Source organism: Providencia sp. PROV073 (assembly GCF_033688125.1).
GTDB lineage: Bacteria > Pseudomonadota > Gammaproteobacteria > Enterobacterales > Enterobacteriaceae > Providencia > Providencia hangzhouensis.
Map to the genome: position 1 here is coordinate 3,157,822 of NZ_CP096353.1, position 14,787 is coordinate 3,172,608.

Here is a 14,787-nt window from a genome sequence, read left to right on the forward strand (position 1 = left end):
TTTACTACAATACCGGCCTATAGAGTCGGTATTTTTTTGTCTAAAAACCGCAGATGTTATCTCTTTACCCGTTAACAATAAAAACAGTAGCGTTTTATTAAAGAAAATAGCATTGAAACACTGAATAATTCGACCAATAAAATACAATTAACTTTAATAAAGGTCATATTATGTATATCAATAGCAATCAACCAAATAATACTAGTCAGAATGTAAAAATAAATAACTCATCAAAAGGTGTAAGTGGAAACACGAGTAGCGTTAGTAATCATAATCAAAAATGCCCTGTGGCAACTTCAGAAAAAATAGTCCATAAAAAAGAGATTACTAAGCTGAATAAAGATATTACTACTGGATTAAGTCACATTAAATCGAAGCTAAGTAATATTCTAAGTGACAAAGCATCAGGACCTTTCCAAAATGATTCTATCAAAGAGTTAAAGTCACAGCTAGATAGACTAACGGCATCCGTTAAATCGTATCAGGATAAACTAGATTCCTCATCATATAAACACAATAGTTCAAAGCAAAAAACAATCACTAAGCTAGAGACTAAATTATCAACAATCACTGAAAAGATGAGTAAGGCAGAAAGTAACAATAAGTTTAATGTTAGTAGAGGTAACCAAGCTCATCTTGATAATATGCAAAAAGCGGCTGATTTAAGGAAGGGGAACAAAGCCCCATCCAAATTTGAACCATAAATATTAAGTGGAGTCACCTGTTTTAGGTGGCTCCATGATGACATATATCGTTACAATGCATTCAATAAATCATTAAGCCCTTTATTTTCTTCTTTCTTTAAAAAATTACCAAGGGCTTCTTTGGCTTGAGTCCGTAACTCATCACGCAGTAGTTTTTCCACATCTAATTGGTATTTTAAATTATTCCAACTACCATAAATACGCAGTGGAATAGTCATTGCTTGCAATTGCTGGACTAAACGTGAATCACCGCCCCAGCCGTTAGCAATATTAACCCCTAAATTGACATCAATAGTTTCATTAGGGATATTTATACGACCTTGCCCACTAATGTTAACTAAGGATGACGTTGCATTCATAGAGGAAATATTCAAATTACCTTTATTTAATTTACCTGCCACAATGAAAGAATCAACCTCAGTGACGTTACCCGTATTCACTGGTGCATTAATTTTATTGGTTACTCTGGAAACGGATTGCTGAATTAATAAAGGAATATTCAACCCCTGCAATTTTGCATTTCTTAACTCAAAATTAACAGGCCCCTGCCATTGATTTTTTACTGCATGGTCATCATAACCTACACCCGATAATGTGCTATTTAACGAAATTACCCCACTTAATTTTTGTGGCATATTGAAGGCTTTTAATAGTGGTGTTAGGTCGATATTTTTAAAATCCGGCCTTGCGGAAACGTATGCCGGCGTTGAACTGTAATTAAATGTCACTGGTAATGAGAAGGCACCACCAAATGCCTTACCCTGTAATTTTGAAACCGTCAAACGAGGTGTTTGGTTTTGTGCCTCAAAAACTACGTCACTAACCATCATTCCACGATAGATTAACTGGTTAATGGCTAAATTGATATTGGCGGAAAATGCCTGCAAGCCAGATAAATCATATTGTTGAGGATTTGCACCAGAAATAACCGGTTTAACACCAACACGGTTATTATTCACCTCTGATTCGATATGGGTACTGCTAGGCATAGTCCCCAGTAAGTTATCTAAATCTAATTTTTCGGCCACTAAATTGACCATTACTTTGGGGGTATCGGCTAATTGTATACTGGCATCGCCTGACAGGGCACTTTCATTAGCCGTTATCACCAAATGGCTTAAACTGGCACTTTCTACTTTCCCTTTGGTGTATAGAAAATCACTTGTTATTTGCCCTTCAATTCCACTTTCAGGCAAATCAACACCACTCAATTTATAATCAAATTGCGTTAATTGCCCACTAATCTTTTGATTTACATCCGATAAATCGATATCTGCACGTAAATTAAATACAAACTCTTGTTGGTTTTTATTTAGATTTCCACTGAATTTAACGGCGACCTGTTTTTTATCACTTTTCTTCAGTGATAAATCAATGTTACGTAGGTTAAACTCATCTTTAGATGTTTGCCAAATCACTAAGCTATTGGAAATATTAATTTTTTCTATATCTAATAACCAGCTATTTTTCTCTGGTAAAGGGGAGGATGTAGGCACACCACCTGGCGCGACAGGAGCATTACGGTGAGTTTGGATTTCGCTATCCGGTGTTTTGCGGATAACAGCACCATCAATCACAATTTGCTCAACAGAAAGCTTATGGGAAATAAGTGGCCATAATTCAACATCTAAGCGCATATTATCTGCACTCAGTATGGGTTTAGCGGCATTCGGTGCAGTAAGGGAAACAGGGCCAGTAATAATGCTTAAAGTTGGCCATACATGCCAACGCATATCACCGTTGAATTCAAGTTGATAACCGCTTTTTTTCTCTACCTGTTCAACAATATAATGACGAAAATCATTCGGGTTCACCAACATTACAAGTGTGGTTAACCCTGCAACAATTACCACGAGTAAAATAATCAGTGTCGTCAAAAAACGTTTCATCCTTCCCTCTCTTAAATTCCGCTTGCGCTCGCCACAAAAATGAACTCACACCTATCCCTGAAAATGGGCGGAAATTACCTGTTTAATCTCCATTAAACGCCGCAATTTCCGCAAAGTTCACCGGTTATCAGTCTTCGCTGATACGGCTACCAACAGCACCTTGTTGGTTTTTATATTTAGCGTCTTGTCGGCTATTATAAGGGCGATCAGCACTACCAGATAACGGCTCAAAACTTAATGCGCCAATCACCATGCCAGGACGCAACGCTAACGGTAATTTACCTGAATTGTAGAATTCTAGCACGATTTGCCCATGCCAACCGGGGTCAATTCGATGTGCTGTTACGTGCACCATCAAACCTAACCGCGCTAATGAAGAGCGCCCGTCTAGCCAACCGACAAGGTTATCAGGGAGCGTAACAGACTCAAGCGTCACTGCAAGTGCTAATTCACCTGGATGTAGGAAAAAGGGCTCATCTTCATCAAGCACAATTTCATCACTCATGACGCGATCTAATGCGGCATTAACCTCATCTTTAGGGCCACTAAGGTCAATAAATGCAGCCGTGTGTCCTCGAAAAACACGGAATTGATTTCCTAAACGAACATCTGCAGTTGCACCATTGATTCGTTCAACTGGTGGGCGTGGGCTAATAACTAATTTACCATCATCCATCCATTGAATAATATCGCGGTCACAAAGACGCATGGTTGTTTCCCCCTTCATTATTTTAATTTCTGCGCGGTTTAATCTTGACAGAATTCGCCAATTTTCGCTTTCAAGATATCAATCGCAACACGGTTTTTTCCCCCGCGAGGTACTATAATATCGGCATATTGCTTTGATGGCTCAATAAATTGCAAAAACATTGGGCGAACCGTTTTATTATATTGGTCAATAACGGAGTCGAGCGTTCTGCCCCTTTCATTTACATCACGTTTAATACGGCGCATCAAGCAAATATCAAGTGGCGTATCGACAAAAATAGAAAAATCCATTTCACCACGTAAGCGCTTATCTGTTAATAATAAAATACCTTCAATGATAATAACTTTTTTAGGTTTAAACGTGATGGTTTTCTGTTTACGGGTATGAGCGACATAGTCGTATTGCGGAATTTCTACTGCTTGGCCACTTTTCAGTGATTTGAGATGTTCATAAAGCAAGCTGTGGTCCATCGAGTTAGGATGGTCATAATTTACTTTAAGACGCTCTTCCATTGGGACATCGGCTTGGTCTTTGTAATAACAATCTTCTGGAATAACACCGATATTATGATCACCAACCTGTTCCCTTAATTCACGGTATAACGTGCTGGCAATTAAGCTTTTGCCAGATGCAGAGGCTCCCGATATACCTACAATGGTACAGTGATGCGCTATGTCAGTCATAAAATGATAACCTGGTTAAATATTAGAAATGAAAATACACAACAACAAAATGTTATGTTGGCGGAATTATAGGGGGTAATGGCGTGTTGTTCCAGCATACCTCAACAAAGTTCGCTAAAAAAACACCCATTAGATAGGAAATGCCGTAAATCAAAGCGTACAAAATGTCATTTATACACTAAAACTGTTTTTTTCCTTCTAATACCGCGATGCGATTTTCAATCGAAGGGTGAGTTGAAAACACAGAATCGCCCTTATTAAAAATATAAGCGGCCTTACGGTAAGCTTGGCCTGTACTCGTTTCATCATAATCATGGGTTTCATGCTTCCCTGATATTTTTTTCAATGCGCTGATCATCGCTTGGTTATCAGAAGTCAGATCAACCGCTGCGGCATCCGCCATATATTCACGGGTACGCGATAAATAAAAATAGAGAATTTGTGTTATCCACGGTAAAACAAAATTCAGAACTAATAGGATCATTTGCGCTTTGTTCGCCGCATTATTGCGACTGCGCCCTGCTGTTCGAATAAAAATCTGACTAAATAAATTGGTCACGGTTAAAATCACATTCGCCAAAATCCCCACGTACAGAGTTAATTTTGAATCACCGTGAATAATGTGCCCAACTTCATGAGCAAGAACGGCTTGAACCTCTTGCCGATTAAGTGTCTGTAATAAGCCTCTTGTCACCCCCACAAGTGCATTACGATTATTCCACCCTGCTGCGAAAGCATTAGGCTCGTCCGTTTCTAAAATATATAAGCGAGGAATATAGCCTAAGCTGGCACTTAAACTTAATTCTTCAATAATATTAAAAAGTTGCTTTTCTTGGGGGATATTCGCATTTTCTTGGGTGATTTCTCTGGCATTCATCCCAGCTAACATCATTTTATGGCCTCTAAAATGAATATAAATTAGCCCAAGGAAGGTTAAACCTAAAACAATGAAAGTGGCGATAGGTAATTCATGAAGTGTCACAAACATCATCGCATTGTCGACCAAATCCAATTGTTCATTTGGATGTGTTGCAATATCCGCCAGTAATCCAATGATTAGCATTAAAACAATATAGCTCATCACCACCAAACGTGTGCGAATATTATTTTTACGAATGACGTTTCTAAAATCCATAATGTAACCTGTTATCTACTACTCATAAAATATCGGAACACCATAAGGCATCCCGATGATTTATCACTTCAAAGGTTTAAAGGCTTTTAATCAAAATTAATTCGACGTGATTCCTCAGTCTTAATGGTTTCTTCATCAAGACGCCAATATTCCTTTGAAATTTTTAAGCTAGGAATAATGCCAACAATGAGTGCCGCAGGCATAGAAGCGATATACGCATTATAAGTTTCTAATGAACGGTTATAACCACGTTTAGCAAATGACAATTTATTTTCTGAAGAAACGATTTCTTCTTGTAAATTTGCCATAATTGCATCGGATTTTAGCTCAGGATAAGCTTCAACCGCGACATTAATTGCCCCACTTGTTACCATTTTTGATAACGCATCTTCGGCTTCACGGGCTTTATCCCCAGTCGCCGTTTGTGCTTGCGTCCGTAGCTCAGTAATTTTACTGAACACCTCGCTTTCATGGCTTAAATATTTTTTAACTGTTGCCAATAAGCTATCAAATACTTTTCCACGACGATCTAATTGAACTGAAATTTCTGTTTCACTCGAAATAACAGCTTCTCGCAATGCGACGATACGGTTATAAAAATAAATAACGATCAGCACCACGACAACAATAAAAATTAAAAATTTCATAGTCACCTTTTCGGGTTGCCCGTAGAAAGAAAACTGATTAAATAAAAGATGTGGTTATTCTACGCGAACATGACTCAATAAAGAAATGTTCCGCAAACAATTCAGAAAAATAGAAGATTAAAAAAACACGTTTAGTAAAGAAAAGTATCAACAATAAATAAGGCTATCTAGTGAATAAACTAAATAGCCTTTTTTCTCTATAACCGATTAAACGGCGCGGAAAGAAATCTCTGTTGGGATTTTATCCCCTTCCCAATACATCAAGGCTGAAATACCCGAAGCAATTTCACGGTAGATATCTGCAAATTCACCTTCAGGATCACGCATAACAGTAGGTTGGCCACGGTCAAGGTCTTCACGTAAAGAAATATGCAGAGGAACCTGCCCCAATAATTTAGTATGGTATTTTTCGGCTAATTTCTCAGCACCACCGGTACCGAAAATTGGCTCAACATGGCCACAATTACTGCAAATATGTGCGCTCATGTTTTCAACAACACCCAGTACAGGGACATTGACTTTCTTAAACATCACAATGCCTTTCATGGCATCGACCAAGGCAATATCTTGTGGTGTTGTCACAACCACCGCCCCTGTTACAGGGATATTTTGGGAAAGTGTTAGCTGGATATCACCTGTTCCCGGTGGCATATCGATGACTAAATAATCCAAATCTGGCCATAACGTATCTTGCAACATTTGCATCAACGCTTTGCTTGCCATTGGGCCACGCCAGACCATCGCGTTATCATCAGTCACTAAGTAACCGATTGAGTTTGTCGCCAAGCCATACGCCATAATTGGCGCCATGTGCTGACCATCTGGGGAGGTTGGGCGCTCTAAAGTTGTGCCTAACATATTTGGAATTGATGGGCCGTAAATATCCGCATCAAGGATCCCCACTTTCGCCCCTTCTTGTGCCAGTGCTAGCGCTAAGTTCACAGAAGTACTGGATTTACCGACACCACCTTTACCCGAACTGACGGCTAAGATATTACGAACACCATTAATACCCGGCAAATCATTTGCACGTTTTAATGTAGTGATGTCATGGCGCAGTTTCCATTCAACAGCATGAGCCCCTGTTTGTTGCTTTAATTCAGCAGTTTTTTCGCTAATTAAAGTTTGAAACGGCCCTTTCCAAACGAATGGCATAACTAATTCGACATGCAGCACGTTGTCCAACATTGCACAATGATGTAACGCTTTGATAGAAATCAAATTACGTTGCAGTGTTGGGTGTGTAAATGAAGCCAAAACTTTGGAGACTTGTTCAGTCAGCAGTTCTGGTTTGTTCTGCTCGGGGGATTTATCGTTCATCCCGGCTCCTTTATTTATATTTTTGAACTATGTATATCCTAGAATAAGTTACAGAAAATTGGGCGGATATACTTTGACTGAGATTAATCATAACAGAGAACAGGAAGAAAGTTATTATATCGAGATAGGAAAAGCCACGAAGAGGTAAAAATTCTTTTTCAAACAAATTTCCAATTAATATTTTATACCCCTAGCAGCGATGGTTTTGATCGGTTAACATCAAAGACCCTTTTCAAATAATGGAAGTAAGAAAGTTACTATGTCTCAAGTCGCGAATAAATTACTGGTAACCTGTGCGTTACCCTATGCTAACGGTTCAATCCATCTTGGTCATATCCTGGAACACATTCAGGCTGATATTTGGGTCCGTTATCAGCGAATGCGCGGCAAAGAGGTTCACTTTATCTGTGCCGATGACGCGCACGGAACTCCAATCATGCTTAAAGCTCAACAACTTGGCGTAACGCCAGAAGAGATGATTGCGGCAGTGAACCAAGAGCATCAGAACGATTTTGCTGGTTTCGCCATTAGTTATGATAACTACCACTCCACACACAGTGAAGAAAACAAAGTTTTATCAGAGCTGATTTACGGGAAACTGAAAAATAACGGTTTTATTAAGAACCGTACTATTTCACAGCTTTTCGACCCAGAAAAAGGCATGTTCTTACCGGATCGCTTCGTTAAAGGCACTTGTCCAAAATGTAAAGCCGAAGACCAATATGGTGATAACTGTGAAGTCTGTAGCGCAACCTATAGCCCAACAGAACTGATTAACCCACGTTCAGTGATTTCTGGCGCTACACCTGTAATGCGTGATTCAGAACACTTTTTCTTTGATCTTCCTGCATTTAGCGACATGCTTCAAGCGTGGACTCGCTCAGGCGCATTACAAGAACAAGTCGCCAACAAAATGCAAGAGTGGTTCGAATCAGGCCTACAACAATGGGATATTACCCGTGATGCGCCTTATTTCGGTTTTGAAATTCCTGATGCGCCGGGTAAATATTTCTATGTTTGGTTAGATGCGCCTATCGGTTACATGGGCTCCTTTAAAAACCTGTGTGACAAACGCGGCGATCTTGATTTTGATGAGTTTTGGAATAAAAATTCGAAAACCGACCTTTACCACTTCATTGGTAAAGATATCGTCTATTTCCACAGCCTGTTTTGGCCTGCTATGTTAGAAGGTAGCCAGTATCGTAAACCAACAAACCTGTTTGTTCATGGCTATGTCACGGTTAACGGGGCAAAAATGTCTAAATCGCGCGGAACATTTATTACTGCGCGTTCGTATTTAGATCATTTAGATGCTGACTGCTTGCGCTATTACTATGCAGCAAAACTGTCTTCGCGTATTGATGACATCGATTTTAATTTGGAAGATTTCGTCCAGCGCGTCAACAGCGACATCGTCAATAAAGTGGTTAACTTGGCATCACGTAATGCGGGCTTTATTGCTAAACGCTTTGATGGCAAATTATCAGCAAACCTTGCTGAGCCAGAGTTATACCAACAATTTGTTGATGCCGCTAAAGTTATCGGTGAGGATTATAACAACCGTGAATATAACAAAGCGATCCGTGAAATCATGGCATTAGCCGATATCGCAAACCGCTATGTTGATGAAAAAGCACCTTGGGTTGTCGCCAAACAAGAAGGTAAAGATCAAGAACTGCAAGATATTTGCTCGATGGGCATCAACTTATTCCGCGTTCTGATGACGTACCTGAAACCTGTTTTACCAGGCCTTACTAAGCGTGCTGAAGCCTTCTTAAATAGTGAATTATCATGGGATGCGATTAACACCCCATTACTGAACCACAGCGTCGCACCGTTCAAAGCGCTATTTAACCGCATTGAAATGGCGAAAGTTGATGCAATGGTTGAAGCCTCAAAAGAGAGCATCAAACCCGTTCAGCAACTTACGGGGCCACTTGCCGATGACCCAATTCAAGAAACCATCACTTTTGATGATTTTGCGAAAATTGACCTGCGAATTGCGTTAATCAAGCAAGCTGATTTTGTTGAAGGCTCAGACAAGCTACTGAAATTGCAATTGGATATCGGTGGTGAAACGCGCCAAGTATTTTCTGGTATTCGCTCCGCTTATCCAGACCCTAAAGCTTTAGAAGGCCGTTTGACGGTGATGGTTGCCAACCTCGCGCCACGTAAAATGCGTTTCGGTGTTTCTGAAGGCATGGTAATGGCTGCTGGCCCTGGCGGTAAAGATATCTTCTTACTCAGCCCAGACAGTGGTGCACAACCCGGTATGCAAGTTAAATAACCCATACTTGCTCTAGTCTGTTATTCATCAAAAGTGGGAAGCTAAATACTTCCCACTTTTTTATTGGCTTTTTATTGTGATCGGTAGCACAATAATAAAGTTAATTGTATGATGAATAGATATTACATTACAGGACCAGTCTCATGTCATTTAAACAGGTACTGATAACGGGATGGCAATATTTGCGAGCTTTCGCAATACTCTACCTTTGCCTGATTATTGGAAACCTTATCTCAACACTACTTCCATTCTCCATCCCTGGCAGCATTGTCGGCATGTTAATTTTATTCATATTGCTTGCGTTACAAATTATCCCCGCGAAGTGGGCACAACCCGGTTGCAGCATTTTGTTGAAAAATATGACCATCCTGTTTGTTCCTATTGGTGTTGGCATAATGAATTACTATGAATTACTCAGCCAACAAATGGTTCCTATCATCGTTTCCTGTGTAGTTAGTACCTTAATCGTTATGGTGGTTGTCGCCATCAGTTCCAACTATATTCATAAGGAACGCCCTGTCGTTGGGGCTCAACCTGATGACGTTCCTTTACCCCCCGAAGACCCAATTTCTTCGGTCATTAATAATGATAAAACTAAGGGGAATGAATAATGTTAGAACATATTTGGTGGTCATTACCGCTGACCATTGTGGTGTTTTATTTAGCGCGTAAGTTGTCGACCACATTTAAGTTACCGATTTTAAACCCACTATTAATTACTATTGCGGTATTGATTGCACTACTAGTGATCACGAATACCTCTTATGAGCACTATTTTGCAGGTAGCAAAATACTCAATGATTTACTACAACCCGCAGTCGTTGCGCTCGCTTTTCCACTTTACGAACAAATGCACCAAATTCGTGCCCAGTGGAAATCTTTATTAAGCATTTGTTTTGCAGGTAGTTTAGTGGCCATGTTCAGCGGTGCTGCCATCGCACTATGGTTGGGGGCAACCCCAGATATCGCGGGTTCTATTTTACCTAAATCAGTAACTACTCCTATTGCGATGGCTGTCGCTGATTCTGTTGGTGGGATCCCTGCGATTAGTGCCGCTTGCGTGTTGTTTGTTGGGATCTTAGGCGCCATGTTTGGCCATAGCTTATTTGATGTACTGCGTGTACGAACCCATGCTTCAAGAGGGCTCGCGATGGGAACTGCTTCCCACGCCCTAGGCACTGCCCGCTGTGCCGAAGTGAATTACATTGAAGGTGCTTATAGCTCTCTTGCATTAATGACCTGTGGGGTTATCACCTCGCTTATTGCCCCGTTTATATTCCCTGTCATTTTACATCTTTTTAGCTAAGCTTAATTCATTAAGCCAATAACCAAATATATGAGTAAGAGGAGTTCACTAGCCTCTTGCTCATACGCACACTGATAAAATATGAGATATATCTCACAACAAAAGAATATGTTTCATGTATTACATCCAAAATAGTGATAACTATCACACATAGCTCTACGTATTATTGAATAGAATAAAAACAATTAAAATAGGGAGAGTAACTCATGCATTCAAGATTTAAGGCCGCTTGGGCCGAGCTTCCAGAAAAGTTACAGTCAGTACTTAGACCTATCATTGATAAATCTGATTTTCAAGGCATGTTAACGGCGGAACAAGTTGAACAGATTAAAGCTGAAACAAGTGTAGACGACGCTGAGTTAGCCTTTGCATTATTGCCTTTTGCTGCTGCCTATGCCCTCACTCCTATTTCCCATTTTAACGTGGGTGCAATCGCACGTGGAGCAAGTGGTAACTTGTATTTTGGTGCCAATATGGAATTTAGCCATGTATCAATGGGCCAAGTGATCCATGCAGAACAGTGTGCAGTGACACACTCTTGGATGAAAGGTGAAACGCAGATTACCTCAATTACTGTAAATTACACACCTTGTGGCCACTGCCGCCAATTTATGAATGAATTACGTGAAGGTGGTAAAATTATGGTGAATTTACCAGGTCGCACACCTGCGGTACTACACCACTATTTACCCGACTCATTTGGGCCGTCTGACCTCAATATTACCACTTTACTGCTAGACCCTGTTGACCATGGCTATAAAAACCAAAGCCGTGACCGGTTATTAAGTGCAGCAATTGAGGCTGCAAACCAATCCCATGCACCTTATAGCCAATCCCATTCAGGAATTGCGTTACAATTAAAAGATGGCTCACTGTTTACCGGACGCTACGCAGAAAATGCCGCATTCAACCCAAGTTTACCGCCACTACAAGCCGCTTTAATTATGATTAACCTTGCAGGTAAAGATATTCACGCCATCGACCAAGCTAAGTTTGTTGAAAAGCAAGATGCAATTATCAAACATTGGTATGTTACCGAAAATACATTACAGGCATTGGGTTGCCAAAATATTGAATTAGCTTATTTGGATTAATTTTATATTTATTTAAATATAACGGTTATTGCTGGGAGCTTGAATAAACAGCAATAACCGTATAGTTGCTATTAGAACTTTAATCTTGTTCACAAAACCATTTACCTGCAAAGTGGCCATCCATAATAGAACTCACTAGTTTTGACTAATATATGCCCTAGTAAGTGAATTCATTAAACAATTTTTCTGTTTCATTTATCGTCTCTTCTAATGTAATAACTAAAGGGATCTTTCGCATTTTTTCTAGCCAAGCTTGGCTTTGTTGCTGTTTTATCGATGCAGATTGTGCGGCTTCTTCTTTCATGTCTAGCCAAATGCTAGCAAATAACGCTGATTCACCATTACGTGATTTATTAGAAAAGCTATTTAATAGTTCCCCTATAATTTTATTCTGTTTATCTATAGATAATACTTCAAATACATCTTTAAATAACCAACCTTCATAAGGAATTCCTGTATTTAACATCGCTTCTTTTTTTATTTTAATAAATTCTTGATGTGTAATATCACCAATTGGAATGTTATCACTTTCTTTGCGATTTTTCATAATTCGTCCATATGCTAATTTTACTTCTTTTTGATACCGACTCCGTTTTTCACTGGTAAATGACTCACCCCGTGCCTTCATATGATTATTTAAAAATTCTTTTTCTAGATAAATAAAAATACTAAAATATTTATCATCCGAATTATTAACCTTTTGAATATTGTCTTTATCAGTAAAAGCATAACCTTTATTTAAAAGACTTAAACATGATAAAATTATAAAAATAAAAATTAATGTAATAATAGATTTGTATTTAAATGATATCATTAGAACCCCTTCGATTTTTATTATAAAACTTTGAATCATCAATCATTTCTTCAAACATAAAATCTAACTTTCTCTCTAGCTTATTGACTAAAGCAATCCGCCTCATCTTCTCCAGCCATCTTTTGCTTTTAATTTGCTTGTCTGATGGTAGTTTGGAAGCCTCCCTTACCATTGCATACCAAAGCATCATGAATAATTTAGCTTCCTTCGCAGGATCGTTGTTATTCATCACAAAAACGAACTGTTGCCATAGTGCCTCTCGGTTTCTCTCATTAATAATATCTAAAACATCTGCTAAAATCCAAGCATGATAAGACATTCCCATTTCATTTAAATTCTCACGATAAAAATCCATTGCCTGTTCATGGCTTAATTTTTTAATAAATGCTTCTTTTGGATACTTTAAAAATTCTAACATTGGGTTATTATCTTTTCCCCCCTTGAAAATAACTAATTTTTTTCTATCAAATATTAAATCCTTAGATTCAGAAAAATATAACATCTGTAGCATAAAGAAAAGACGTGGCGTTTTAACACCTTTTTTTTCACAAAAATTAGTTATATTTTTTTTATTATATTTTACATTATTTCCTTGAGGATTTTGGCAAGCACCGAGAAGAAAAACTGAAAGCACAGCTATTAATTTATAATTCATATACATCCTTGTTATTCATAAAGTTAGAAACCAACAATCTTAAAAAGCAATTATGTAAAAAACACATTGCCCACATAAAAACAAACATCAGTAATCACCATTCGTTTACTAATAACTAAAATAATTTATTTTATTATAAGTAGACTTTTTAAATATTAATTAAAACTAAAAGATCCTCCAGAAGAATAACCACTATAACTAAATTCAGGTATACTTGGCATTGAGGGTATTGAGTATTTATCTTCAAATGAGTCCATTGAATTGTTCATTGATGACATATTGTCTCTTAACTGGCCAATCATATTTTCAAAATGAGGGTTATTTCTTATGGTATCTGTAGGGAAGTCTTTAAATCCTGGCGTTTCCGGAAGAACAACACTCGGGCGTTCTAGATAATAATTTGTTGGTGTTTCATTATCCTTAAACCTATCAAGTAGGTTTGTTGTACGAGGTGCTAATTGTCTATTCGGTTCGGATTTTGGATAAGTGCTTTCCAATATCGATTTATCTACCATATTGTGTGGATACTTAATTGGAGGTGTTGACTTGTTGTTTATTGATGGCATATTTCCCCTTAAATCATCAATCATACGATCATAATGAGCAACATCTGGTTGATAATTAACTGATGGTGAATCAAATAAGCCTGTTTCTGGTAATATATAGTCAGGTCTTTCTAAATAATATTCAGACAATAGATTTTTATGTGTAAATTCCGTTTGGCCACGCCAATCTGTTTGTACTTGAAATGATTCTAAATGTTGTGAAGGATAATCCCAAAATGAAAAACGCTCTGTTCCTCTATCAATTAAAGGGTTTCCTGTATTATAAATAATTGTATTTATTCTATCCATATTATCTTCTTCTATATGAGATATAATATTTTGATAAGATTTCTTGGCTGTAACCACCACGCCATCTACTACATTATCAATATCCAGAACTCGTTTAGTCCAACTATGTATTTTAGGCTGCATATGCGCTGGAGCTTCATATAATGCTCTAAACATTATATCTTTAGTATTTATACTTAATAATATTTCACTTTCTATATCACCTACAGAATTTAAAGCTCTCTGCCAATAACTCTCTCTTTGTTCTCTAGGTAACACAAAAAATACAGGTTCTAAAGTCCATGCATCAGAAGGAAGATTATAATAAGAAAATACACTACTATGAAATAATTTAGCCTCTATGTGATTTATATCACCATAGATTACATCCTTTCCATCTTCAAATCTATTTTTTAGGGTTTGAACATAAGCTATTGCCATATCATAGCGAATACGCTCAATTATAAACTCATCTTGCACTCCAATATGCTCTAAAATAGCTTCATCTAAATAATTAAGCGCAAAAGCACCTGAAAGAGAATCACCTTTAACCACACTATTAGCTAATTTAGCATATCGGTCTCCTTTACTTTCCAAATATTCATACATCAACTTTGGTTCTTTGGTTACGTATAAAATTTTAATTGCATTAGAAACATCACTACGAGTTAACTTTAAATCACCCTTTCTAATTTCTTGAGTTCTCATATT

General features: G+C 38.1%; 14 protein-coding genes. 5 read left to right on the top strand and 9 right to left on the bottom strand.

Features of this window, described 5'->3' with window-relative positions; genetic code table 11:
* Positions 1 to 170 precede the first annotated feature (170 nt).
* A complete protein-coding gene (locus M1F17_RS14360; RefSeq protein ID WP_094960640.1) occupies positions 171 to 704 on the top strand; it encodes a hypothetical protein in 534 nt (177 codons plus the stop codon).
* Between the two features lie 50 nt (positions 705 to 754).
* Here M1F17_RS14360 and asmA read toward each other — a convergent pair whose 3' ends face one another.
* The 6 genes from asmA to apbC all read right to left on the bottom strand — a co-directional run bounded on the left by asmA (position 755) and on the right by apbC (position 7,087).
* On the bottom strand, positions 755 to 2,593 hold the full coding sequence (asmA, locus tag M1F17_RS14365) for an outer membrane assembly protein AsmA (RefSeq protein WP_144141051.1): 1,839 nt from the start codon (positions 2,591 to 2,593) through the stop codon (positions 755 to 757).
* Positions 2,594 to 2,720: 127 nt separating this feature from the next.
* Entirely contained in the window at positions 2,721 to 3,302 is a 582-nt protein-coding gene (gene dcd, locus M1F17_RS14370; protein ID WP_004909269.1) for a dCTP deaminase, read from the bottom strand.
* A gap of 38 nt (positions 3,303 to 3,340) precedes the next feature.
* A complete protein-coding gene (udk, locus tag M1F17_RS14375) occupies positions 3,341 to 3,985 on the bottom strand; it encodes a uridine kinase (protein WP_004256495.1) in 645 nt (214 codons plus the stop codon).
* A 178-nt stretch (positions 3,986 to 4,163) separates the two neighbouring features.
* Entirely contained in the window at positions 4,164 to 5,120 is a 957-nt protein-coding gene (htpX, locus tag M1F17_RS14380; RefSeq protein WP_136134429.1) for a zinc metalloprotease HtpX, read from the bottom strand.
* Positions 5,121 to 5,206: 86 nt separating this feature from the next.
* Positions 5,207 to 5,767 (bottom strand): LemA family protein, encoded by a 561-nt coding sequence (locus tag M1F17_RS14385; protein ID WP_004256501.1) that lies wholly within the window; start codon positions 5,765 to 5,767, stop codon positions 5,207 to 5,209.
* A gap of 207 nt (positions 5,768 to 5,974) precedes the next feature.
* Positions 5,975 to 7,087, bottom strand: a complete 1,113-nt coding sequence (apbC, locus tag M1F17_RS14390) for an iron-sulfur cluster carrier protein ApbC (RefSeq protein WP_004256506.1) — start codon at positions 7,085 to 7,087, stop codon at positions 5,975 to 5,977.
* Between the two features lie 259 nt (positions 7,088 to 7,346).
* On the opposite strand from apbC, the gene metG reads away from it, so the two are divergent.
* The 4 genes from metG to cdd all read left to right on the top strand — a co-directional run bounded on the left by metG (position 7,347) and on the right by cdd (position 11,774).
* The gene (gene metG, locus M1F17_RS14395) at positions 7,347 to 9,374 is read left to right on the top strand and encodes a methionine--tRNA ligase (RefSeq protein WP_004256509.1); all 2,028 of its coding nucleotides are present in this window, start codon (positions 7,347 to 7,349) and stop codon (positions 9,372 to 9,374) included.
* A gap of 143 nt (positions 9,375 to 9,517) precedes the next feature.
* Positions 9,518 to 9,985 carry a CidA/LrgA family protein gene (locus M1F17_RS14400; protein ID WP_004256512.1) on the top strand — a complete coding sequence of 156 codons (468 nt, stop codon included), beginning with the start codon at positions 9,518 to 9,520 and terminating at the stop codon, positions 9,983 to 9,985.
* Positions 9,985 to 10,680: a CidB/LrgB family autolysis modulator gene (locus M1F17_RS14405; RefSeq protein WP_004256514.1), complete on the top strand. Its 696-nt coding sequence runs from the start codon at positions 9,985 to 9,987 to the stop codon at positions 10,678 to 10,680. Before M1F17_RS14400 ends, M1F17_RS14405 begins: the two co-directional genes overlap by 1 nt.
* A gap of 206 nt (positions 10,681 to 10,886) precedes the next feature.
* Positions 10,887 to 11,774 (top strand): cytidine deaminase, encoded by an 888-nt coding sequence (cdd, locus tag M1F17_RS14410; RefSeq protein WP_096864137.1) that lies wholly within the window; start codon positions 10,887 to 10,889, stop codon positions 11,772 to 11,774.
* Between the two features lie 157 nt (positions 11,775 to 11,931).
* On the opposite strand, the gene M1F17_RS14415 is transcribed toward cdd, so the two are convergent.
* The 3 genes from M1F17_RS14415 to M1F17_RS14425 form a co-directional block, all read right to left on the bottom strand.
* Positions 11,932 to 12,588 carry a hypothetical protein gene (locus tag M1F17_RS14415; protein WP_272674695.1) on the bottom strand — a complete coding sequence of 219 codons (657 nt, stop codon included), beginning with the start codon at positions 12,586 to 12,588 and terminating at the stop codon, positions 11,932 to 11,934.
* A complete protein-coding gene (locus M1F17_RS14420; protein ID WP_272674692.1) occupies positions 12,575 to 13,243 on the bottom strand; it encodes a hypothetical protein in 669 nt (222 codons plus the stop codon). Before M1F17_RS14420 ends, M1F17_RS14415 begins: the two co-directional genes overlap by 14 nt.
* A 155-nt stretch (positions 13,244 to 13,398) precedes the next feature.
* Entirely contained in the window at positions 13,399 to 14,784 is a 1,386-nt protein-coding gene (locus tag M1F17_RS14425) for a serine protease (RefSeq protein WP_318837042.1), read from the bottom strand.
* Positions 14,785 to 14,787 lie beyond the last annotated feature (3 nt).